The 24601-nt window shown below is 37.4% G+C and carries 19 protein-coding genes and 1 riboswitch; of the genes, 7 read left to right on the top strand and 12 right to left on the bottom strand.

The window, feature by feature from the left end:
* Positions 1 to 30: 30 nt before the first annotated feature.
* The 6 genes from MHH59_RS26140 to MHH59_RS26115 all read right to left on the bottom strand — a co-directional run bounded on the left by MHH59_RS26140 (position 31) and on the right by MHH59_RS26115 (position 9248).
* Entirely contained in the window at positions 31 to 1332 is a 1302-nt protein-coding gene (locus tag MHH59_RS26140) for a glycosyltransferase family 2 protein (RefSeq protein WP_078203610.1), read from the bottom strand.
* Positions 1329 to 2084 (bottom strand): diguanylate cyclase domain-containing protein, encoded by a 756-nt coding sequence (locus tag MHH59_RS26135; RefSeq protein WP_078421824.1) that lies wholly within the window; start codon positions 2082 to 2084, stop codon positions 1329 to 1331. Before MHH59_RS26135 ends, MHH59_RS26140 begins: the two co-directional genes overlap by 4 nt.
* A 261-nt stretch (positions 2085 to 2345) precedes the next feature.
* Positions 2346 to 3557 (bottom strand): NupC/NupG family nucleoside CNT transporter, encoded by a 1212-nt coding sequence (locus MHH59_RS26130; RefSeq protein WP_002016182.1) that lies wholly within the window; start codon positions 3555 to 3557, stop codon positions 2346 to 2348.
* A 362-nt stretch (positions 3558 to 3919) separates the two neighbouring features.
* Positions 3920 to 5647, bottom strand: coding sequence for a C40 family peptidase (locus tag MHH59_RS26125; RefSeq protein WP_002129976.1), 1728 nt, complete (start codon positions 5645 to 5647; stop codon positions 3920 to 3922).
* A gap of 211 nt (positions 5648 to 5858) precedes the next feature.
* Entirely contained in the window at positions 5859 to 6743 is an 885-nt protein-coding gene (locus tag MHH59_RS26120) for a D-amino-acid transaminase (RefSeq protein WP_002016184.1), read from the bottom strand.
* Between the two features lie 576 nt (positions 6744 to 7319).
* Complete coding sequence (locus MHH59_RS26115) at positions 7320 to 9248, bottom strand: LTA synthase family protein (protein WP_002129972.1); 1929 nt, start codon at positions 9246 to 9248, stop codon at positions 7320 to 7322.
* A gap of 550 nt (positions 9249 to 9798) precedes the next feature.
* Between MHH59_RS26115 and MHH59_RS26110 the strand changes: the two genes are divergently transcribed.
* Entirely contained in the window at positions 9799 to 10164 is a 366-nt protein-coding gene (locus MHH59_RS26110) for a YkvA family protein (RefSeq protein ID WP_002016186.1), read from the top strand.
* A 50-nt stretch (positions 10165 to 10214) separates the two neighbouring features.
* Entirely contained in the window at positions 10215 to 10706 is a 492-nt protein-coding gene (locus tag MHH59_RS26105) for a metal-binding protein (protein WP_002089644.1), read from the top strand.
* 177 nt (positions 10707 to 10883) lie between these two features.
* On the opposite strand, the gene MHH59_RS26100 is transcribed toward MHH59_RS26105, so the two are convergent.
* Positions 10884 to 11201 carry a DUF4870 domain-containing protein gene (locus tag MHH59_RS26100; protein ID WP_002016181.1) on the bottom strand — a complete coding sequence of 106 codons (318 nt, stop codon included), beginning with the start codon at positions 11199 to 11201 and terminating at the stop codon, positions 10884 to 10886.
* Positions 11202 to 11488: 287 nt separating this feature from the next.
* Here MHH59_RS26100 and lldP point away from each other — a divergent pair, with 287 nt between their 5' ends.
* Together lldP and thiC are read left to right on the top strand one after the other, a co-directional pair.
* A complete protein-coding gene (lldP, locus tag MHH59_RS26095; protein WP_078177883.1) occupies positions 11489 to 13150 on the top strand; it encodes an L-lactate permease in 1662 nt (553 codons plus the stop codon).
* A gap of 71 nt (positions 13151 to 13221) precedes the next feature.
* Positions 13222 to 13337, top strand: a riboswitch (TPP riboswitch).
* A gap of 112 nt (positions 13338 to 13449) precedes the next feature.
* Positions 13450 to 15210, top strand: coding sequence for a phosphomethylpyrimidine synthase ThiC (thiC, locus tag MHH59_RS26090; RefSeq protein ID WP_002016178.1), 1761 nt, complete (start codon positions 13450 to 13452; stop codon positions 15208 to 15210).
* Positions 15211 to 15462: 252 nt separating this feature from the next.
* Here the strand turns inward: thiC and MHH59_RS26085 are convergent, their stop codons facing one another.
* From MHH59_RS26085 to cydA, 3 genes are all read right to left on the bottom strand, one after another.
* On the bottom strand, positions 15463 to 16821 hold the full coding sequence (locus MHH59_RS26085) for an arsenic transporter (protein WP_050000986.1): 1359 nt from the start codon (positions 16819 to 16821) through the stop codon (positions 15463 to 15465).
* 219 nt (positions 16822 to 17040) lie between these two features.
* Entirely contained in the window at positions 17041 to 18066 is a 1026-nt protein-coding gene (locus MHH59_RS26080) for a cytochrome d ubiquinol oxidase subunit II (RefSeq protein WP_002089640.1), read from the bottom strand.
* The gene (gene cydA, locus MHH59_RS26075; RefSeq protein ID WP_002034780.1) at positions 18059 to 19414 is read right to left on the bottom strand and encodes a cytochrome ubiquinol oxidase subunit I; all 1356 of its coding nucleotides are present in this window, start codon (positions 19412 to 19414) and stop codon (positions 18059 to 18061) included. The genes MHH59_RS26080 and cydA overlap by 8 nt, the downstream gene beginning before the upstream one ends.
* A 252-nt stretch (positions 19415 to 19666) precedes the next feature.
* Between cydA and MHH59_RS26070 the strand changes: the two genes are divergently transcribed.
* Both MHH59_RS26070 and MHH59_RS26065 read left to right on the top strand, forming a co-directional pair.
* Entirely contained in the window at positions 19667 to 19816 is a 150-nt protein-coding gene (locus MHH59_RS26070; protein WP_002016173.1) for a hypothetical protein, read from the top strand.
* 89 nt (positions 19817 to 19905) lie between these two features.
* Entirely contained in the window at positions 19906 to 20991 is a 1086-nt protein-coding gene (locus MHH59_RS26065; RefSeq protein WP_201053369.1) for a transcriptional regulator, read from the top strand.
* Between the two features lie 67 nt (positions 20992 to 21058).
* Here MHH59_RS26065 and MHH59_RS26060 read toward each other — a convergent pair whose 3' ends face one another.
* Positions 21059 to 21943, bottom strand: coding sequence for a LysR family transcriptional regulator (locus MHH59_RS26060; protein ID WP_340852748.1), 885 nt, complete (start codon positions 21941 to 21943; stop codon positions 21059 to 21061).
* Positions 21944 to 22078: 135 nt separating this feature from the next.
* Between MHH59_RS26060 and MHH59_RS26055 the strand changes: the two genes are divergently transcribed.
* On the top strand, positions 22079 to 24079 hold the full coding sequence (locus MHH59_RS26055; protein WP_033731079.1) for a YhgE/Pip family protein: 2001 nt from the start codon (positions 22079 to 22081) through the stop codon (positions 24077 to 24079).
* Positions 24080 to 24135: 56 nt separating this feature from the next.
* On the opposite strand, the gene MHH59_RS26050 is transcribed toward MHH59_RS26055, so the two are convergent.
* Entirely contained in the window at positions 24136 to 24516 is a 381-nt protein-coding gene (locus MHH59_RS26050; RefSeq protein WP_340852744.1) for a VOC family protein, read from the bottom strand.
* Positions 24517 to 24601: the final 85 nt, after the last annotated feature.

The following is a 24601-nucleotide window of genomic DNA, read 5'->3' as shown; positions in this document are numbered from 1 at the left end:
CGGCGCTCTGTGCTTATTTTTTAATGAAATCTATTTTTCTTTTTTAAATCTTACTGTTTTATCCCAACCAATTACTTGTTTCTTGCTCTTTGCACGTAAGTAAAGAATGAGACTGCGAATAAACAAATACGTAAAGAGCTGTGCGTACGTAAAGTACATAATGACGCTTATGAAAATATTGGTCGGTGTAAAGGTTCGTTCGACGCTCTGAGCACTAAATAATTGAGAAACATATGTAATATATGCGACATACCACATAAATAGTAATGGAATGCTATATTGAATTTGGAATATGCCGAGCAGTCCAATTATAAACCAAACGTTTGAAATGATTAGGAATAGCCAAAATACGACATACACTAAAACTTGTTGTAAGGAATGGACGAGAAGTTTCCCTTTAAAAAAGCTTAATGAAGAAAACATTTTTTCTAAAATGTATAAGTTTCCTTGAAGCCAACGTGTCCGCTGTTTTATAAGAATTTTTAAATGTTCAGGTTCTTGTTCCCATGTAATCGATTCCGGGACGATTGGTAAGAGATAGCCCTTTTGGGTAATTCTTAATGTTAATTCAGCATCCTCTGCAATTGCATAAGGATCATAGCCGCCAAGTTCTTCTAATGCGGAACGACGAAGAAGCATGTTTGTTCCGGTTAGTGAACCTGTTTGGAATAATAGCCAGCGTCCAGATTGCATAAGGAGCTGGAAAATCTGAAATTCTAATGAAATCATTCGTGTAAGCCAGTTTCTTTTCTCATTTACTGTACGAACGTGTCCAACTGCTCCAACGGCATCCTTTGTTGTTTCAGCATGTTCTACGAGCATTCGCAGTGCATGCGGTTCAGGTTGATTATCTGCATCGTAAACACAGAAATATTCACCATCCGAAATGCTAAGGCCGTAGTTTAATACACGCGATTTTCCTTTCGGTTCGCCAGGTGGTACACGAATGTGATGAATATGAGCATAAGCTTTGTCGAAATCATCTCCAATTTCAGGTGTTTCATCTTGAGAGTTATCGTTTAATAAATAAACGTTTAGTTTGCCTGGGTATTCAATCTTTGCCATTGCTTCTAATGTATCTTTAATAACGACGCCTTCATTATGGGCAGGTATTAAAATATCTACACTTGGATAATGTTCTAGCGTACGATCTTTTCGTTTACTATTTCGATGAATTAAGCCCGCAATTGTTAAGAAAGAGTAATAAACGAGTAAAGCAGAGAATAGAAAGGCGGTAAAAATCAATACATATTTAATTGAAAATGTGATGCTGATCCAGAAAACAAGTACACAAAACAAAATAAATAAAAGAAGCATAACGAGTGTCATCATAATGTGATATGTCCCTTTGCATTGATTTGTTCTCGTTTTATTTTAATATCTTGAATTGCTTCAGCAGCAAGCCATTGTGCCATTTTTGGATGTAGACGGTTCATTACAATGTCAGCACCGGCTTCATTTGTATTTTGTAATAAAATAACTAATGTGTTGCTGTCATATTCAGCAGCAAGGTCAAAGTCAGCTCTGACTGTATCAACTAACAATGAAGCTACACGATCCATGACACTTTCCTTCGTATATTTACTAAAGGAAGTGAAATCAAAGAAAATGATAATGCCTGTTTCATTACGACGATTCATCGCAGTTGTTAATAAAGCTTGTCGTCTTTCGAATTCTTGTCTTGTTAATAATTTTGATTCTCCAATGTATTGCTCAAGCACTCTTACCCGTTCAGTTAACTCTTTATTTTTAAGGATAACCTTTTTTAATAGATGGGTTGAAATATAAACAATGAAGAAGTTAGCTGCCATCAGGAAGTGGGTAATAATATATTCCCATTGATCTGATGTACTCCATAAGTGAAGCCACGCTTGATAAAATAAATAGAATACTGAAATGATTGTTCCTAGTATGAAGAAAATAAATGCTGTTTTATCAGGTAAAAATAGGAATAGTACATTTATGATGACATATATAATTGTAAAAATGAGCGCGTGCTCATATTTCGTCACATGTACAGTAGTAAAATAAAATAAAATTTGTAAAATCCACATAGAGAGGACTTTATAGGACTTATCTTTCACGAAACTTTCCTCCTTAAAAATAATTCGTGCTGGATATTTGTAGTATGCACAATTATTAAGAAATGACCATGTAGCAGGAAGTTTTTTGGGGCGAGATACATCAAGTAGTATCCCTCTTTTATAAGAAAAAATAAACAGACATACTAATTATTGTAACATATCATCTATACATCTAGACATAAAGGATTTAATATATATGAAAATTATATTTAAAGTATATAAAAAAACCTCCTCTTTAAAAAGAGGAGGTTTTATATAAAATTATAGGAACATCATACCTGCGACTGCTGCGTTTAAGAAGTTCGCTAGTGTACCAGCGATAACTGCTTTAATCCCTAATTGTGCAATTTGTTTACGGCGAGTAGGAGCTAACGTTCCTGTTACACCTAATTGAATTGCGATAGAAGAGAAGTTTGCAAAACCACAGATTGCAAATGTTAAAATCATATTTGTTTTTGCAGAGAACTCTGCCATGTGTGGTCCTAAGTTTGCGTATGCAACGAATTCGTTGATTGCAAGTTTTTGACCGATAAAGCTTGCTGCTTGGATAGCTTCACCTGGAGAAACCCCGATTAAGATTGCAAATGGTGATAATAAGTAACCGAAGATTAAATCAAGGCTAAGTTTAATATCGAACCAAGAACCAACCCATCCTAATAAGCCATTTAATAAAGCGATTAATGCAATGAAGGCCATTAGCATTGCAGCTACGTTAATAACAAGTTGTATACCTTCAGATGCACCGCGTGCAGCTGCATCGATAACGTTTGCGTCTTCACGCTCTGTTGAAAGTTGAACATTATTATCTACTTTTTCTGTTTCTGGCATAATTAGTTTTGCAATTAATAAACTTGATGGAGCTGCCATAATTGCTGCTGCTAATAAATGTTCTAATGGAATTCCCATTGCTGCATATCCGACAAGAACTGATCCGGCAACAGCTGTCATACCACTTACCATAATAGTGAAGAATTCACTGTTAGTTAAACGTGCTAAGTATGGTTTAATTAAAATTGGTGCTTCTGTTTGTCCTAAAAATACAGTTGTTACTGCATTTAAGCTTTCTGCCTTAGAAGTTCCAAGAAGTTTACTTAATGCACCACCAACGATACTAACAAATTTCTGCATAATACCTAAGTAATATAAGATTGCAACTAATGAACTAATAAATACAATTGGAAGTAGTGCTTGAATAACGAAAACAAATCCCCAAGGGCCTTTTGCGTTGACTAAATCCCCAGCAACGAACCTAATTCCCTCGTAAGAAAAATTAATTAATCCTTGAACGCCGTCAGCAGCAACTTTTAAGCCTGCTTTTCCAGCATCCCATCGCAATACGATAAATGAAAATGTCATTTGTAATGCTAGCGCGATTAAAATTGTGCGCCAATTAATAGCTTTGCGGTTAGAAGATAGTAAGAAAGCAATTGCTAATACTCCAATCACGCCGCCAATTCCCCATAAAACATTCATGCAGTGTATGCTCCTTCCTCATAGTAAAAAAGTGTATAAACCAGTTGTCTATACTTTTGCGAATATAACATCTTAAGTAACTTATCATAATGGACATCGGAGGTCAAACGTCTAACGAAAAGTTTAAATAAAAAGAAAATTCTTTGAAAAAACACATATAAAATGAATAGACATGAAATAGGTTATGTTTTTTGTTGAAATATATTCATTATGATAACGTTTTGGGCAATTTCAATAGAATATAGTGTATGAAATAGGAGAATGAACGCATAATTTTTTCGTAGAGAGAATGAAAGGGGATTACTATGTTGAGTCTTTTAAAAAGAGCCTTCTAGTAAACTAGAAGGCTCTGAAACTATAACTTAAGGTGCTTTCGTATACCCTAAGAAATGGCTTTTCCAATAAGAGTTGTTTAATGAAGCGATTGCTACACCTTTATCTCCGGATTGGATGAATGATCCCCCGCCAAGGTAGATACCCATGTGAGAAGGACCTGCTTTATAAGTATCTTTGAAATAAATTAAGTCTCCAGGTTGTGGACTTGAAGTTTGTGGTAAGCTGCTCCAATATCCAGCAACACTTTGGCGGCTAATGTTATGACCAAATTTCTTAAATACGTGGTAGATGTAACCACTGCAGTCAACACCATTAGCAGAAGTACCGCCCCAAACGTATGGTACGCCTTGCATAGATTTCGCGTATGCAAGTAGAGAAGAACTGTCACCGCTATTATTAGTATTATTATTGTTGTTATTATTTTGATTGTTATTTTGGTTGTCGTTAGGCTTATTATCTACTGCGCCACCAACTGGTGTTTTAGATAGGAAACGTGTTCCGATGTAACCAGTTTGACCGTTGTAGTTAATTTTGCTCCATCCAGAGTTTTCAGAGATTACTTGAACCTTCTGTCCTTGTGGGAGTGCGCCTATGATTCTATAATTTGTACCTTCGCCGCTACGTACATTTAGTGCAGAAGCATTAATGTAGTAGTCGCCAATTGCACCTTGATCAGGTTGTTTTGGCTGTTCAGGAGTAGCTGTGCCACCTTTAACGAATTTTACAAATTCGCTACTAACATAGCCTGTTTTTCCTTGGTAGTTTACTTTAAACCAGCCGTTTTCAGATCCAACTACGTTTAATGTTGTACCATTTAACACGCCGCCAATTACACTATGGTAAGCTGCAGGGCCTGTACGAACACGTAGAGATGTTGCGTTAACAACGTAAGTACCACCAGTTTGAACAGTTCCATTATTATTTTGCTCTTGGTTGTTACCTTGAGTGACGTTTTCGTTAGAACCGCCTTTTGTTACGTAGTCCTTGCTTAAGTAAGCAGTTTGTCCCGCGTAATTGATTTTGAACCAATCTTGAACTTCGCCTACAACTTGTACTACTTGTCCTTGTTTAACAGAACCTACAGTTGGATGAGAAGTGCTAGGACCTGTACGAACGCGAAGGGAAGATACATTTACTGTATAGTTTCCACTTGCTGGTTGAACAGTTGCTTCATTGTTACTATTGTTGTTATTGCTTGTAGAGCCAGTATTTGAAGAAGCGCCTGATACAAATTGGCTACTAACATAACCAGTTTGTCCGTTATGGTTGATTTTCACCCAACCATTTTCTTCTCCAATTACGTTTAAAGTTTGTCCTTCATATACACGTCCTGAAACAGAACTAGAAGTGTTAGGAGCTGTACGTACACGTAATACATCAGCAGTAACTTTATTGTTTCCACCTGTGCTTACATTGTTATTCGTTGCTCCGTTTTTTGATACAAACTCGCCACTAACAAAACCAGTTTGTCCATTAACGTTAATTTTGAACCAACCATTTTCTTCTCCAATTACGTTTAATGATTGACCATTATAAACGCGAGAGATGACGTCGTGAGAAGTACTTGATCCTGCACGAACGTGTAGTACGCTAGCATTCACCGTATATGATGAATTGTTTGATGCGGAAGCTTGGACAGTTTGTGTAGCAGCTTTTTGTGTATTTTGTTCAGGGGCAGCTTGAACGCTATCAAGTGTAGGGGCTGCTCCTCCTGCTACAGACACTGCCGCAAGACCGGCAAGGTATTTTTTCATAATTTGTCGATTCCTTTCTGTCTGTAATGTAGTGAAGAAATATTTACCAACTGTTAAAAATTCTAAAGAGCATGTCGATTACTGTCAAGACTTATGTGGTAATCTGAATATGACAAAAAGGTTACAAAAAAAAAATCAAGGTATAAATCTGCACCTTGATTTCCATTTAAATACATATATTTGATGTGGAAAATGAGAAGATTATTCGTATTTAGGAAGATGTGCTGTTGGATTTTAAAAGGCTTTGAGAAAATGACCTTTGTAGTAATTTGGTGATAGGGCCAACTTGACCATCTTGAATCGCAGTTCCATCGAGATGGGTCATCGGTAAAATTTCAATAGTCGTTCCCGTAAAGAAGCATTCATCTGCTTGATAAACATCGCGAACGCTGAAAAGCTCTTCCTTTACAGGAAGTTGAAGAGTGTTAGCTAAAGAAAGGACGTACTGACGAATAATGCCGTTTAAAATAAGGTGATTGGCTGGATGCGTATACAGTGTTCCGTTTTTTATAAGAAAGAAGTTAGAGTGGCTACCTTCAGTTACAATACCATTTCGTACGAGAAGTGCTTCTTTACAACCTTTGCGTTCAGCTTTCGTATAAGCTAATACATTTGGTAATAAATTTAACGATTTAATATCACAGCGGAGCCAGCGTGTATCAGGTTCTGATATAGCACGTACACCGTATTCAATCCATAAAGATGGTCTTTCTTTTTTTGAAATATAAGCATAGATTGTCGGAGATATGTCATATGAAAATGCATGTGCTCGAGCTTGTACACCACGAGATACTTGTAAGTAAATTGTTCCGTCTTCGTGGAAATTATTGTTTTCAATTAATTTGTAGAGTAAGATGATGAGTTCGGCTTTTGAGAAAGGAAGTGATAATTCTATTTCTTCAAGGGATCGATATAATCTTGTTAAATGTGGGTCTAATAAGTGAAAGTTTCCGTTATAAAGGCGAATAACTTCATAGACGCCATCACCAAATTGTAAACCTCTTTCTTCAAGTTCTATGTACGCGCGATGTTTTGTTGTATCAATAACTGCATCATTCCATAGTACAAATCTTTCGTATGCCAATTTTCGTCCCATCCTTTCGTTAGTACATGAATAAAAATCACTATAGTAATTTTTATGTAAGCAATTCTATACATATGACGTATATGTATTTTGTAAATCACAGAGAAGTAGTGGTGATTTATCCTGCATTAACTGCCCGTAAACGCCCGATTGGTGAGGGCTAATAATCAGTGGGGGATGAACAAAACACCCACTGATTAAATTTTCACTTTATAGCATTTTGTATATACAAATTCGGAAATGAGAAATAAGAATCCTGCTTTTTGAAAAAAAAAAAGCAACATTCGTATGGAATGCTGCACAAGGAGGGTAGCTATCATTCATAGGGACATCGTCTTTAAAGGTTTCATTTATGCAAACAAAACACTTGGAAAGACAATTATAAGAAAGTTGAAAACAAATGATGCACACATTTCTCTAAGGGATCCTATTGAAGATGAGAGATAAGAAATATGTGGAACCTTGTTTACATATTTTATTATAAAGATGTTTCGTTAATATGGTGTAAATATTAGGTGAAGGTTATGTAATTTTAAAGTTAATGAATAGGAGAGGAAGGATAGCAGAAAATAAAAAAAGAGGCTGAGATTACTCAGCGCTCTTCTTTTCTTCTTTAATAGCTGTCTTTACTTCACCAGTTTTGATCTTGTTACTTTCAGAGAAGCGAAGTAAGTCACCTTCAATGATTTTGTCAGACATGTTTAGCTCGTTTTGTGCACGATCAATAAGTGGTTGAGCTTCTTCTTTCGGTAACTGCAGAACTTCACCAGTGTGGCGATCGTAGAATGTACTGTTCGTGTACATGTACTTATCTGTAACGAAGCTACCGTCACGAAGAACAACGAATCCTTTATTTTCTGGTGAGAATACATCATGACCGAATTGAATTTGATTCGTAGAATCTACACCAAGTAAGTTTAGAATGGTTGGCTTAATGTCAATTTCACCAGTTGGTTTTGAAATTGTTTTACCTTCTTTTTGACCTGGAACGTGAATAAACATCGGTGTTTTTTGTAAGTTCATATGGTCAAATGTAGTGATTTCTTCTTTTCCTAAGAACTGTGCCATTGCACGGTTATGGTTTTCAGAAATACCATAGTGATCACCGTAGAATACGATAACTGAGTTGTCGTAAATACCCTCTGCTTTTAGACGCTCAATAAAGTGTTTCATTGCTTCGTCTAAATAGCGAGCAGTTACCATGTAACGGTCAAATACGCCATCACCAGAATTGTATTCATCGATTAATTTCGTACTGTCATCATAAGTGAATGGGTAATGGTTTGTTAAAGTAAGGAAGCGAGTATAGAACGGTTGCTTCACTTGTTTTAACATATCGATAGATTGATCGAAGTATTCGATATCTTTTAATCCCCAATTTAATTTTGTTTCTGGCGTAATTTTGTAGTCAAGCTCGTTGTAGTAACGATCATAACCAAGTGCCGGATACATAATGTTACGGTTCCAGAACGTTGCGTTATTCGCGTGGAATACTGATGTGTGATATCCTTGCTGACGCAAAATTTCTGGAGTTGCTGTATATTCGTTATTACCGTGTGTGAAGAATACAGCACCACGGTCTAGTGGATACATTGAAGTATCTACTAAGAATTCAGCATCAGACGTTTTACCTTGCCCAGTTTGATGGAAGAAGTTATCGAAGTAATAACTTTCTTTCGCAAATTGGTTTAGGAATGGTGTAACTTCTTGTCCGTTAACTTGCGCACCAATTAAGAATGTTTGTAATGATTCAAGAGAGACAACAATTACGTTTTTCCCTTTTGCAGTACCAAACATATTTGGATCTGGTTTACTTTGTGTTGTTTTCACGTAGTTTTCTGTTTCTTGTAATTTACTACCATCAGCAAACGCTTTTTGTGAACTTGATTTTGCTTGTAAGCCAAGATCGTATGCTTGGTGTACATATAATCCTAAGTTTTTAACAAGCATAACGCGGTCGAATGAACGTGTTAATAGTTCTGGACGCTCAGCTTCTGCAAATCCTAGGTTTACGCAGAAAATAGCAACCGTTGACACGAAGTATAGAGAACGCATCGGACGCGCTACACGTTCTGTCGGTGCAAAATCTTTCTTCTTCTTCAATAGAACGAAGAATACGATGATATCCGCAAATGCAAGGATGATTTTGTAGTTAAATAATTCTTTCACACTAGAACCTAAACTTCCGAAATTAGACGTTTGTCCTAGTACTGGTAAAGTAACGAAGTCATTGTAGAATCCGTAGAACATTACGTTACCAACAAGAATGAACGTTAAGATAAAGTTAATTCCTAGTGCTATATAGTTACGTTTTTTCCCTTTTGCAAATAATGCAAGACCCACAAACAGTAATGATGCTGCTAATGGACTAATGAATAAAATGAATTCTTGCATGAAAGATTCAAGTTTTAAATCAAAGCTAGTGCGTGTAATGATGTAGGATTTTAGCCATACGGCCAAAGCTACGAATAAAGTAAAACGCACATTTTGAAATTGTGATTTCATGGTTTCTTTCATTCATTTCCACCCTTTCTCTATCAGGCTTGGTCGATTTTGGAGCGAAAAATGTTAAAATAAAAAATACATAGTTTTATTGGCCATAATTAGAGTTTCTATATTCACCCATATACGACTTTAACTATGCATACCCTTTTTGGTTTCTTGTGCTGCTCATAAGCATAACGTCATTTCTGTATTATACAACAAAATTCATTTCTGAGAAACACTATAACGTTTTACATTTTTTGTATGTGATTTGTCACTGCCAGAGAAAACTTTAACATTCGTTTATATGCCCGTCAACTAGAAAATATAACAAAAATAGAAAAGAATGTTAAGCGGAATTGAAAGTTTTTTGGTTGAGAAATATGGAATAGAAATCTTTAAGTGGTTGTCTAGAAAACTATTATATGAAGGAAAATATGAAAAAATTAACGAACACTTGTTCTTTTTGGTTTTGTTTGTTACAATGAAATTTCATTGATAGATTATGTGTAATTTTGATGAACTTTTACTGATAACATAACATATTGTAGCTTATTTCTTTTGAAAATAGGGAGGCTTTTGAATGAAACAAAAATTTTCAGTTGAAGCGTTTTGGAAGAAAATAAAACATGTTGCGAAACAGGCAGGGCAGTCGGTAATCTATGCGAGTTTATTGTTGTTTTACGTTTTGCAAAGACCGGATGTTCCAAAACGAGTGAAAATTATTGTAATCGGAGCACTTGCTTATTTCATTGCACCGATTGATGCCATTCCAGATTTCATTGCTGGAGTCGGTTATACGGATGATTTAGGTGCGTTAATGGCCGCACTATTACAAGCATCGATATACGTAAATGAAGATGTGAAAGATAAGGCACGAGTGAAGTTGGCAGAATGGTTTGGTTCGGATATAGACACATCATTTATCGATCAAAAATTAGATCAATAGGTGAGAACTGTCATAGGATGACAGGGCGAACGTAAGCGAGGAAGTGCATTATGCCATCAGGAAGAACGCATACGAAAATAAACTTAATATCCCTTCCGGTTGTTTTGTTTATGCTCTTTTCGTATGGATTAACAAGTTTTGATTTTTTATTAACTTTTGCAATTGGCTTTTTAGTAGGTACTTCATTTCTAACACCGGATTTAGATACGTACAGTAATGCGTATAATAAATGGGGATTCCTCCGCATTTTTTGGTATCCATATAGGAGCGTAATGCCCCATCGTTCCTTCTTCACACATACGATTATAATTGGTGATATTATTCGTATTGCATACATGTTAATCGTGTTTTCTCCGTTTTTATTCCTATTAAATATAATCGCATTCGGTGGAAATTTAATAGAAATTGCGAAGGAACACGAGGTTGAAATTGTAACGTTTGTAATGGGGATTGTTGTGGCGAGTACGCTCCACATTATAGCGGATAAAGCGAATACGCGCCGAAAGAAAATGATGAGAAAAAAGAAGAAACGCAGAAGATAAAAAAACCGTCCCAAAAGGTATTTTGGGACGGTTTTTTTGTTATTAGTAGGTAGGTTATTCTTGTCGTATTTTGTAGTTAAGTCGATATTCCTTGTCGAATCGCCGATAAAATTTCATTTACGATCATGCGACATTAATTTTTGGACAGTTCCTTTTTAATCAAACGTTTGTTTAAAACTAAGCTTTCAGTACCTTAATACCTTTCACGATATTCCAAATAAAGTAGTATAAGCTAATGATCCCGCAAATACATAAGACGATGATTGCTCCAATTCCAAGTGTTACGTCTGGTTGATCAGATCCGATGCCCATAATTCCTAAAATAACTAATCCAATAAATGTTGCGATACTTGGAATAATGTGTGTCCATAGAGCACGTTTTGCATGTGGTTTCGTTTCAGAATCGCCCACAATCCACACGATAATAGGGAATAAGATAGGCGCAAATAATACACTAAAGTATGATAAAGCTGCTAATATTTTGTTTCCGTTCATATATATCACCTCATAAGTAATGTTCGTTGTTATACCTTTAGTATGCAGTAGATTTGGCGAGCTTCCTATCGATTAACATTACAAGAACGTGACGTTTTTGTAAGATTTTCTGTTTTAAATGATGAAATTTTCAAAAAAATCTTTTTAAATGAAAATTGTTGTGATAAAATTATTGAAAACGTTTTCTTGAACGTTTTATATTTTTTAGACTTAAAGGTATGATGACCCGATAGTCTATTGATAAGGTTATTTTTATTTAAAAGGGGATTCTTTAGGGGGAGAGAACAATGAACACATGGACACAAGTTTACGATCCGTTCGGTAACATTTGGATTTCGGCAGCAGTTGCACTTATTCCAATCATCTTTTTTTTCTTAGCATTAGCAGTTTTCCGCATGAAGGGGTATGTGGCAGGATTTATTACAGTTGTATTAACGATTTTGGTGGCGCTATTTGCGTATAAAATGCCATTCACAATGGCAATGGCAGCGACCGGATACGGTTTCTTATACGGGTTATGGCCGATTGCGTGGATTATCATTATGTCAGTATTTTTATATAAAATTTCTGTGAAAACAGGTCAATTTGATGTCATTCGTGCATCTGTATTATCCATTACGAATGACCATCGTTTACTCGTTATTTTAATCGGATTTTCATTTGGAGCATTTTTGGAAGGGGCAGCAGGATTTGGTGCACCAGTAGCGATTACGGCAGCGCTTCTGGCAGGCCTTGGGCTAAATCCTTTATATGCAGCAGGTCTTTGTTTAATCGCAAATACTGCACCAGTAGCGTTCGGAGCGATGGGGATTCCGATTACAGTTGCTGGACAAGTAACAGGCATTGATCCGCATAAAATTGGACAAATGGCTGGGCATCAATTACCGTTCTTATCTTTATTTGTTCCGTTCTTTATCGTATTTTTAATGGATGGCTTTAAAGGAGTAAAACAAACGTGGCCTGCTTTATTTGTAGCGGGTAGTTCATTTGCAATTACACAGTTCATTACAGCGACGTTTTTAGGGCCAGAACTTCCGGATATTACGTCAGCGCTTGTAAGTTTAGTAAGTTTATCGCTATTCTTAAAAGTTTGGCAGCCGAAAGAAATTTATCAAACTAAGCAAGCGAATAGTGAAGTAGCAGCAACGACGACGGCGACATCTATGCCGAAACTAACAGTAGGAAAAGTAGTAAAAGCGTGGTCTCCGTTCATTATTTTGACTGTGATGGTAGTCATCTGGAGCCAGAGTTTCTTTAAAGCGTTATTCGCTCCGGGCGGCGCTTTAGAAAGTCTCGTATTTAAATTTGAAGTTCCAAGCTTGCACAATTTAGTAATGAAGGCAGAGCCGATTGTAAATAAACCAACACCTTATGAAGCAATCTTGAAATTAGATATTTTATCAGCGACTGGAACAGCAATTTTAATTGCTTGTATCATTTCTATCTTTATTTTAAAAATGAGTGCAAAAGATGCAGTAGCAACATTTAAAGAAACGTTAAACGAACTAAAAATGCCAATTCTATCTATTGGATTCGTATTAGGATTTGCATTTATCGCAAACTATTCTGGTTTATCTTCTACATTAGCGTTAGCACTTGCAGGAACTGGCGGACTATTCCCGTTCTTCTCGCCATTCTTAGGATGGATTGGCGTATTCTTAACAGGATCAGATACGTCAGCGAACGCACTGTTCTCGAATTTACAAGCAATTACAGCGCAGCAAGTCGGTGTATCTGAAGTGCTTCTTGTTGCAGCAAATACAACGGGCGGTGTAACAGGTAAAATGATTTCTCCGCAATCAATTGCGATTGCTTGTGCGGCAGTTGGACTTGCTGGTAAAGAGTCAGATTTGTTCCGCTTTACATTGAAGCATAGTTTATTCTTCGTTACTATTATTGGGATTATGACGTATGTGCAGGCTTATTATTTAACTTGGATGATTCCGTAAACAACAAAAGAAATAACCTTTGCATTTTTCAGATTAACGTGTATACTTGGAAAGTATTGAAAATTAAATCAGTGATAAACTAGGGGTGCCTAACGTATGCGTAGGCTGAGAGAGAAGCGTGTGAACTTCTTAACCCTTTGGACCTGATCTGGCTCGTACCAGCGTAGGGAAGTTAACGGCTTTACATAATGATGTCTTTATGAGCCAGGTCCTTATTCTTTTATGGACCTGGCTCTTTTTATTTTGGCATGCGCTGGCCATATCTCGTCCTTGTCACGAACAGGGGGGCAACAAAGGTTATGAAACAGTCTGTTTCAGCTGAGCAAATTGAATTGAAATCGAGTTTACCAGGAAGTAAGAAAGTGTATGTGGATGGAACACGTGAAGGTATGAAAGTACCAATGCGCGAGATTGAACAAAGCGATACGAACGGTGTTCAAAATCCGCCAATCCGTGTGTATGATACGAGTGGACCTTATACAGATCCAGAGTATAAAGTGGAGCTGGAAAAAGGGATTCCAACGCCGCGCCACTCTTGGACCTTGGGGCGTGGTGATGTGGAAGCTTATGAAGGACGCGAAATTAAACCTGAGGATGACGGTGTGAAAGTGGCTTCAAAACATACACCTGTTTTCCCGCAAATGGATCGTAAGCCGCTTAGAGCGAAGCAAGGTGCAAATGTTTCGCAAATGCATTATGCGCGTAATGGCATTATTACGTCTGAGATGGAATATGTTGCGATTCGTGAAGGGGTAGAGCCTGAATTTGTTCGTAAGGAGATTGCAGAAGGTCGTGCGATTTTGCCGGCGAACATTAACCATCCTGAAGCGGAACCGATGATAATTGGACGTAATTTTCACGTGAAGGTAAATGCAAATATCGGAAACTCTGCTGTATCGTCTTCTATTGCAGAAGAAGTAGAGAAGATGACGTGGGCGACTCGCTGGGGTGCAGATACGATTATGGATTTATCTACAGGTAAAAACATTCATACAACACGTGAGTGGATTATTCGTAATGCTCCGGTACCAGTTGGAACTGTGCCAATTTATCAAGCGCTTGAAAAAGTAAATGGAATTGCAGAAGATTTAACGTGGGAAGTATATCGTGATACGTTAATTGAGCAGGCGGAGCAAGGCGTTGATTACTTCACGATTCACGCTGGTGTATTACTTCGTTACATTCCAATTACTGCAAAGCGTATGACAGGTATTGTTTCGCGCGGTGGTTCAATTATGGCGCAGTGGTGTTTATTCCATCATAAAGAAAACTTCCTATATACTCACTTTGAAGAGATTTGTGAAATTATGAAGCAGTACGATGTTTCGTTCTCTCTTGGAGATGGATTACGTCCAGGTTCTATTGCAGATGCAAATGACGAAGCGCAGTTTTCTGAGCTTGAAACACTTGGTGAATTAACAAAAATCGCTTGGAAACATGATGTGCAAGTTATGATTGAAGGACCTGGGCATGTACCGATGCATTTAATTAAAGAAAATATGGAGAAAGAACTTGATATTTGTCAGGGTGCGCCGTTCTATACACTTGGACCGTTAACGACAGATATTGCACCAGGTTATGATCATATTACTTCAGCGATTGGTGCTGCGATGATCGGCTGGTTTGGAACGGCGATGCTTTGTTATGTAACCCCGAAAGAACATTTAGGTTTACCGAACAAAGATGATGTTCGCGAAGGGGTTATTACGTACAAAATCGCTGCGCATGCAGCCGACCTTGCGAAAGGGCATAAAACGGCTCATCAGCGTGATGATGCACTTTCAAAAGCACGATTTGAATTCCGTTGGCGCGACCAATTTAATTTATCTTTAGATCCTGAACGCGCGATGGAGTACCATGATGAAACGTTGCCAGCAGAAGGGGCGAAAACAGCGCATTTCTGTTCAATGTGTGGCCCAAAGTTTTGTAGTATGAGAATTTCACATGATATTCGTGAATATGCGAAAGAAAATGACTTAGAAACGACAGAAGCAATTGAAAAAGGAATGAAAGAGAAAGCGGTAGAATTCAAAGAAACTGGTAGTCACTTATATCAATAACACGTTACACCTCTTTACTTGATTGATCACACTGTACCTAACTTAAATATAGAAGAAGCCCCCTTTGCTAAGACGGTAGCAAAGGGGGCTTCTGTCGTCTATCCCGCTATTTGTGGGCAGTAAAACTCCCACCTCAACATTCGGCTGGAGCAAAGAAGTTAGGTGGGAGATAAACTGCCCGTAAACGCCCGATTGGTGCGGGCTAATAATCAGTGGGGGATGAACACCCCCCCCACTGATTAAAGTTTCACTTTATAAGGTGAAGAATAATTGTACCCAGTAGTATAAGAGGAATAATGTGACGACTGTTGTGAGTGGGATTACGATGAGAGATACGCTTAAATAATCTTTCCATTTCACTTTAATTTTGTTTTGTCTTAAGATATACATCCAAATGAGGGAAGCTAGTGTACCGATTGGTAATAATAGTGAACCGATGTCACTACCGATGATATTTGCGAGATAGATAGTTTTTAATGTGACTGGATCTAGTCCCATTTCTGTTAATGTGATTGTACCAATCATAAGTGCAGGGTGGTTATTGAAGACGTTAGAGAGGAGGGAAACGAGTCCGCCCATTGCAAAGCTGGCATAGAGTAGATGCTGACTTACAACTGGTTCGAGCCAACTTACAAGCGCCGCTGTTAATCCTGCGTTATGAAGCCCGTAAATAATTACGTACATAGAGAAGGCGAAAATTAAAATGTGCCACGGTGTCTTTTTCAAAATATCGACTGGGTTTGTTCGTAAGTAGTACCATCTCCAGATGAGAAGAACGAGTGAACCGAGTACGGCAACAATTTCGATTGGAATCGATAAGAAGGATGCAACGAATAGAAGACAGCGCATAAGGAAGACGAAGCCTAATACTTTTAACATGAATTTCGTACGTTTTTGTTTCGTATTAACAGAATTTTGTCCTTTTAACGGATGGAAGTTTTTCGTGAAGAAAATTTCTTCAATATCATATGAAGAAACAGGCAATCTTTCTGGAATTTTTTTCTTTAAAACTGTATACATGAGCCATGACATAAACAGTAGTCCTAGTGTTGCAGGTACAAACATCATAGCAGTATGCATATAAAGAGTCATGTGGACGATATTTAAGGCAATTAAGTTTACAATATTACTTACACCAATTGGTGCACTAGATGCAGTGGCGATTAAAGCACCGCTTAATAAATAAGGGATTTGTTGATGAGGTTTTAATTGAAGGTTTTTCAGAAGTAAAATTAAAATCGGTGTTGTAATTAAAATACTACCGTCATTATTAAATAAAAGAGTCATAAGAAAACATAGTAATTGAATGTACCAGTATAGGCGTCGTCCGGAACCTTTCGCTAAATTTGCGAGTTTCGCTGCGGACCAGTGGAAGAAGCCGAAGCTTTCTAATATAACTGCCATAACGATGGTCGCTAATATCGTTATAGAGGCACCGCCGATTTTACTTATAATGTCCATGACGTCTGGTTTTGATACAAGTCCAGTAATGAGGATAATGCTAGCGCCGACTGCTGCCGGCCACGCCTCATTTAAACCGCGAGGTCGCCAAAAGATAACAATCATCGTTAAGAAGAATACAATAATAGTAATCCATATTTCAATGCTCATATTTAACCTACCTTTCTATTTTCCCTTGAACAAATGTAGCTTGTCTCAAGTTTATATAGCATTATATTCAAAAGAAAATAAGAAGAACTAGGCATCTACCTTAATCTAGTGAATATGTGTATTTAGAGCAATAAGGCAAGTATAAGGGGTAGTGTAATAACTATTAGGAGAGGAGTCTAATAAATTAGGGGCATTCTATGTGTGAATGCCCCTAATTTACTATTTTTCCTTTAAAAATGTTCGATCTTTTAAGAATAAATTCCAGAAGAAAATAAATCCTGGTAGTAAAATTGCAATCCCGATTGCGTAAAGAATAAGAAGTGCATAGAATGTTTCAACCGTCGTAAAGCTTGTAAATACAGTTACGTCCGGGTAAATGATATAAGGTAAATGGGCGACGCCGTAAGCGTAGCTTGCAAATGCATATTGAGCGACGACAGCTAAAACTGCAATGCGAGGAAAGCCTAGTGTGCCATATTTCTTATTTGTCCACCAAAGGGAAGAGTATCCGATAACAAATAAAATGATAGAGACTGTAAACCATGGGAATTGCTTTATTAGTCCTTGCATAAGCCAGTGTGTTTCAGGGTCCATTACAACGAGAGCGATAATAGCAGTCACGAGCGTTGCAGGACCAAGTATGATGGCATTTCTTCTATAAATTCGGTACGTATCTTCAGAACCTTGTTCCCTAGCAAAATCAGCAAGAAAGAGAGATGATAGAAATAGTTCCGAAGTTAGTCCGAAGAGCATATAACAATAAATAACGGGACTAGAAAGAAGTTTTCCGTAAAGGAGCACTTCTTTTCCTTCAGACATCGTAATATAGGCACCTTCTGTAACTGGCAGAACGGTAATTAATAGAGCTGGGATTAAGAGCCCGGTAATACCTGAAATAATCCGAAGAAGGTGTTGGTATTTTGGCAGGGAGTAAGCAAATACCATAAATGTACTACGAATCGCAACGAGTACTAAAATTAACATAACTGGTACAAACATAACGGTTGCAAGGGTAAAGGCCGCTTTTGGGAAGAAACCGAGAAAAGCAACGACGACAAAGACAAGAAACGTATTTGTTACTTCCCAAGTAGGTGATAAGTACCGATTAGCAAGCTTGGCAGCAAGCGTCGGGTGTTTAGCGTATACCATGCCCCAAAAACCAGCTCCAAAATCAATAGACCCTAGTATGCTATATACGAAAATAAGAGCCCATAAGATGATGATTGCAATGCTTTCCTCATGCACGAGAATCGCCTCCTTCGTGATGTAAATCATTCTTTAACGGATGTTTCTTAAAGAATGTCCGTAGTACAAAGACTGTTAAAATACCGAGTCCGATATATAAAATGATGAATAAAACAAATAAAGGACCGACGAAATCAGCGCGCGTAGAAGCATCTACCGTGCGTTGCATGCCATAAATTGTCCATGGCTGACGACCACTACAACTAAAAATCCATCCGAATTCAATACCGAGCAACATAACGGGTCCACAGGCGGCAGCTCCCCAAAGAAGCCACTTCGGTAACTCTACTCCTTTTTTTCGGTAAACAAAGTACCAATATAAGAGGGCAATAGCTGCAACTGCAAAGGTAAAGGCAGCGGTGCCGACCATTAAATTGAACAGTGTATGTGTGTAAAATGGTGGCCATGTTTCTTGCGGGAATTCCTTTAGACCTTTTACAACGGTGTTAGGGTCTAGTCCCACTAATAAGCTAAGCATGTTCGGAATTTCAAGGGCATAGTTTAGTTCAAGTGTGTTAGGGTCCACAACCCCGCCAATCGATAAAGGCGCGTGTGATGTCGTTTCAAACAAAGCTTCAGCAGATGCTAGTTTTTCAGGTGAATGTTTATGTAAGGCAATAGCAGATTCGTGTCCTGAAAGCCACATCGTAGCACCTGTGATAAATGTAACGACAAGCCCTAACAGTAATCCTTTTTTATGGTAAGCAATTTCACGAGCGCTTAAATTTTTCTTTAATAATTTAAATCCAGCGATAGAAGCGATAACAGCTGCTCCAGTTGTATAGGCCGTAATAACGACGTGGAATGCACTTGTGCCAAAGCTCGGATTAAAGAAAGCTTTCCACGGATCAACGTTAAAAACTGAGCCATCTGGATTCATTGAAAAGCCCGCAGGTGTATTCATCCATGTGTTTGCCGATGTAATAAGCACGGCAGATGCAGTGGCGCCAATCATAACGAAAAATAGCGAGATTAATCTCATAACTGGAGGTAGTTTATCAGCCGCATATACGTAAATAGACATGAATAAAGCCTCTAAAAAGAAGGCGAAAATCTCAATTTGAAACGGAACGGAAATAACTTGCCCAACAATTTTGGCGAAACCAGGCCAAAGAAGTGAAATTTGTACACCAACAATTGTTCCAGTTGGAATTGCTACACCGAGAAGGATAGCAAAAGCCTTTGTCCATCTTTTTGCCATAATGGCATAGTCGGAATCTTTCTTCCAGTGATAGAGTATTTCACTTATAAAAATCATTAAAGAAAGCCCGACTCCAAGCGTTGCAAAGATAATGTGGAATGCTAATGAAGAACCAAAAAATGCCCTTGCTAATGTTACGGTATCCATATGTATACTCCTCTTCTTTTTGCCATTATTTTCTGATTGAATTGGAAAATTTATTCAAAAAACTACCAAAAACATATATGTATTTAAAAAATGAGTACGGTAATATAGTGTTTAAATATTCTAAAAAGAAAGAAATTGATATTTAGTAATATTTTATTTGTTTTTTAGGGCTGAATCTTTTATAATCTTTTATGCGAACGTAAGTTCTGTTTCCGGGATGAAGAAGTTTATGTGAAATGGAGAGGGTGTTTTATGTATCCTGAAGTCATTAAAAAGATGGCATTTTCAAGAGAGCATAGAGATTTATTATTAAAGTTGTATAATAAAGAAATTACGCGTCGTGAATATGATCGACTTGTGGAATCGCTATATAGACCTTCTAAAGAGGCTTGCGAAGGATAAGGTGGGAGAGACAATCTAAAGGATTGTCTTTTTTATATTTGCGTATGTTCTGGTAAAATTAAGGTTAGCCTTAAAAGGAGGTGAAAAGCTTGCGAAAACGTTTATATATAGGGATTGGGGTTATTCTCTTAATCGCTTTAGGTGGAGTTGTATTTTGGTCAGCTTTACAAGGAAATCGTACCGAGCATTTTATTTTACGACATATGGTGAATGAAAATGGAACACTTGCAACGTATCGCTTAGAGGATACAAAGGCAGGTAAGGGTGAAGCGAAGGGCCGTGAAGCTTTATCAGAATCTGCAGGGTTATGGCTACAATATACACTTGATAAAGATGATCAAGCTTTATTTGATGAACAAGTGAAGGTTATTCAAAATAACTTCGTACACAAGGATCGCATCGTTATATGGAAAATCTCTGAAAAGGGAGAAATGCAGTCAGCTACTAATGCACTTATCGATGATCTTCGTATTATAGAACAATTATATCGTGCTTATGAAATGTACAAGGAAGATCGCTATAAAAACCTTGCAGATCAATTGAGTGATTCTGTACTTCGTTATAATAAAAAAGGCAATTATTACGTTGATTATTACGATGCAGATACAGGAAAACAAAATAACTTTGCAACAACATCTTACATAAATCCGCATGCATTCTCTTATATGAAAAAGTATGGAAAAATTTCTGCACAGCAGTATCAGGAAGTTGTTCAGTTTTTAGCGGATTATCCAAGGCAGGGCTGGGCATTCCCGAAAGAGTATAAAGATGATGGGACATTTACGTACGATAAAGAAGTGAATCTTATTGATCAATCATACGTCGCTTATCATCGTAGTTTAGGCGGTCTTTCATCAGATGCTTATTTGGAATTTATAAAGAAGAAATTTCGCGAAGACGAAAAGTTATATGGTCGTTATAACTTAGAAACGGGAAAACAAGCTGTGAACTATGAATCACCAGCATCTTACGGATTAACAATTTTGTACGTACTACAAACAGGTGATACAAAGTTTGCGAAGGAATTGTATGAGCGGATGATTACATTCCGAAATGATAATGTATTTAGTAGATATTATGGTGGATATGTAACAGGTGAGAATAATAATACACATATTTTCGATAACGTATTGCCGCTTTTAGCGGAAATGGAATTGGATAAGAGTAAAAAATAAAAGGTGCCAACCTATGGGGATGGTACCTTTTATTTGTGTCGTTATTTGTTTGTAAAGCGATATAATTTTACGCCCTAATATCGGAGAAGTAATCAATCACGAATTCACGAAATTGCTGGGCGGTGTTTGATAAATAGCGCTTCTTCGACCAACTTAAGCCGATAGTTCGTTCGCAATTAGGTTCAATAATACGTAACTTATTTGATGCTAAAGTAGAGTTTTTTAATAAAGTTAAACTTGGGACAAAGGCGATGCCAAGACCTTGCTTAATGAGATCGCTAATCACGGTTGGTTCATCTACTTCAAAAGCGATATGTGGAGTGAAACCAGCTTTTTTACAAAATTCATCTGTTAAGTGCCGAAATCCGTAACCAGTGTTCATACTAATAAACGATTCGTCTTTTACTTCATGCAAATAGATACTTTCGCGGTTTGATAACCGATGTCCTGAAGGAACAGCTAAGAAAATTTCTTCTGTGATAAGTGGTTCCCAAACCATTTCCTCGCCTTCAATTGGTACAGAGGAGATACAAAAATCAATTTCCATATTATCTAGTTGCCGCTTCATAGAAGGAGTAGATGCGAGAAATTGTTGGAATCGAACGTTAGGATGTTCTAGTAAAAAAGAACCGAGTAGCTCGGGTAATATTCTTGGAATAGAAACTGCAAGTGTAATAGAGCCTTGTTGTAATTCAGCTAAATCTTTAATTTCGCGTTCCCCTTCACTTAATTCATGAAAAATGCGTTCTACTCGTTTTAAAAATACTTTGCCGAAAGAGTTTAATGTAATCTGTCGACCTTGGCGATCAAATAAGGGGACGCCTAAGTCCTTTTCTAGTCTAGCGATTGTTTTACTGAGTGAAGGCTGCGCGATATGCAATTCTTCAGCTGCTTTTGTCATATGTTCTAGTCGTGCGACTGTCTGAAAGTATTTTAATTGAAGAAGTTCCACTTCGAATCTCCTTTCTATAGACCAAAAGGAATGAATTGATAATTAAAGATGTATTATACAGTATGGAAAGTGACGTGTATAGTAAATCTGTTAAACCATTCGAAGGGTGTTAAATTAGGAGAAGGAGTATGTTTCATGAAGGGAATTCAACTTATATTTAAAGATTGGAAGGCGATGTGGAACCATAAACATGGACGTATCGCTTTAATTTTTTTATTAATCGTTCCTTTAATTTATTCAGGATTCTTCTTAGCTGGATATTGGGATCCGTACGGAAAATTAGATAAATTACCTGTTGCAGTTGTTAATTTAGATAAGGGTGCTGTGATGGATGAAAAAACAATCCAGGCTGGAGACGATTTTGTTAAAAATTTAAAAGAGAATAAGGAATTGGCGTTTCATTTCGTATCAGAAAAAGATGCTGATGAAGGGCTAAAAGAAGATAAGTATTATATGGTGGTTACGATTCCGGAGGAGTTCTCTAAAAAGGTAAGTACACTAATGGATGAGAAACCAGAGCCGGCACAATTGCAGTATAAAGTAAATCCAGGTAAAAACTTTGTAGCAGCTCAAATTGGAACGACAGCTGTTGAAAATATGAAAACAAAAATCTCAAATAGTATTACGAAATCTTATACAGAAGGTGTCTTTTCAAAGTTTCAAGATTTGGCACAAGGGTTGAGTGATGCAAGTAATGGCGCTGAGAAGTTACATGAAGGAACGACGGATGCAAAAAATGGGGCGAATCAGCTTACAGATGGTATTCATCGTTTAAATGATGGAACAGTGAAGTTAAAAGAAGGAAGTGATAAGCTTGCCTCTAGTCAATCGGCCTTAACTGGGGGAGCAAATGAGCTTAGTCAGGGAGCGACATCACTTCATAATGGTATGGAGCTGCTAGCACAGGGTGAGAAGTCTTTACAATCAGGAGTTAGTGAATTAAGTGCTGGTACAAATGAATGGGTGAACGGAAGTGAGAAACTTGCTGAAGGGCAAGTGAAAGCGGACAATGCAGCAAATAGTGTAAAACAACAATTAGAAGAGTACGTGAAAAGTCATCCAGAAGTGCAGCAAGATCCTGCTTTTCAAAAGATCATTGCTACTTCTAACGGATTAGCTAAAGCAACAAACACTTTAAATAATAGCCAACAACAATTGACACAAGGTGCGCGGAAGCTTACTGATGGTCAGCATAAGATTGAGGAAGGCATGAATACATTCGGAGTTAAGTTAAACGAAGCTACCGCTGGAACGAAAAAGATAGCAGATGGTACTTCGAATTTAGCTGATGGATTTACGAAGTGGGGAAATGGATTTACATCATTACAAGAAGGTGTAAATCACCTTGCGAGTGGCGGAACAGAGCTGAATCATGGTGCTGATAAGTTAACGAACGGACTTGTTAAACTTGACGATGGTGCGAAAGAACTTTCTACGAAATTGGGAGAGGGCGCAGAGAAGATAGCGGATGTTCGCAATGATGATGCACGCAATACGATGTTCTCAGAGCCGGTTCAATTAGTGAAGTCGACAGTTTCTGATGTGCCTAACTACGGTTCAGGTATTGCACCATACTTTTTATCACTGGCATTTTATGTTGGCGGAATTATGGCATCGAATATTTTACCTCTTGGCCGTAGACAAAATATGAAGGTAAGCGGAACAGTACATTTTATTAATAAACTAGGATTAGTATATTTAATTGGACTCATTCAAGCACTACTTGTAGATGTGGTAGTGTTAGGAGTTATGAAATTAGAAGTTGCAAGTGTATCACTCTTTGTTTTATCAAGTATTGTTATTTCCTTTACGTTCATGACATTTATTCTTATGTTAGTAACGGTATTCGGCATTGTTGGGAAGTTCGCAGCGGTAACGCTTCTCGTTCTTCAATTAGCGACGAGCGGAGGTACTTTCCCAGGAGAATTAAATATAGCTGTTCTTAGCAAAATTGGACAATTTCTCCCAATGTCTCATTCTCTTAGAGGGTTACAAGATGTGATTTCTTTGGGCGATTGGTCGCAATTACAAATGCAAATTTTAATATTGTTATGCTATCTCGTTGTTGCTGGCGGAATCACATGGGTTACGAGTCATATACAGCATAAGGAAACGAATGCAGAGCAAGTTTCTTAATAAAAGAAGCTATCCGAATAAAAGGTTTTATTATGACCTTTTCGGATAGCTTTTTCTTATTTCTTTTCCATAACTGCAAAGTAGTTATTTTCATTATCAGCAAAGTTGAATGCTCTACCAGTAGGTAAATCTACAACTTGTCCAACTGTAACACTTTTCTCAGAAAGATCTTTATACAGTTGATCTAAGTTATTAGAGAAGAACATAAGTGAAGGGGTATTTAAGTTTAATTCAGGTTGCATCTTCGCAATTAACGTCTTATCGTGAAGGACGATGCTTGTTCCAGCTTCTTTTGCCGGCGCAATTTCAATCCAGCGAAATCCTTGACCGTTATTTTCTTCTGCAACAATTTGGAATCCTACTGTTTCTGTCCAAAATTGTACTGATTCATCTTGGTTATTTACATATAACATAATTTGTCCAATTTGATTAATCATAGGTGTGTCCTACTTTCTTTTCTTGTATGGAATTCTATCCCGCATTAACGGGCAGTAAGACCCCTACCTCAAAATTCAGCAAAAG

The organism is Bacillus sp. FSL E2-0195 (assembly GCF_038003645.1).
GTDB lineage: Bacteria > Bacillota > Bacilli > Bacillales > Bacillaceae_G > Bacillus_A > Bacillus_A mycoides.
This window is presented reverse-complemented; position numbering and strand designations above follow the sequence as displayed.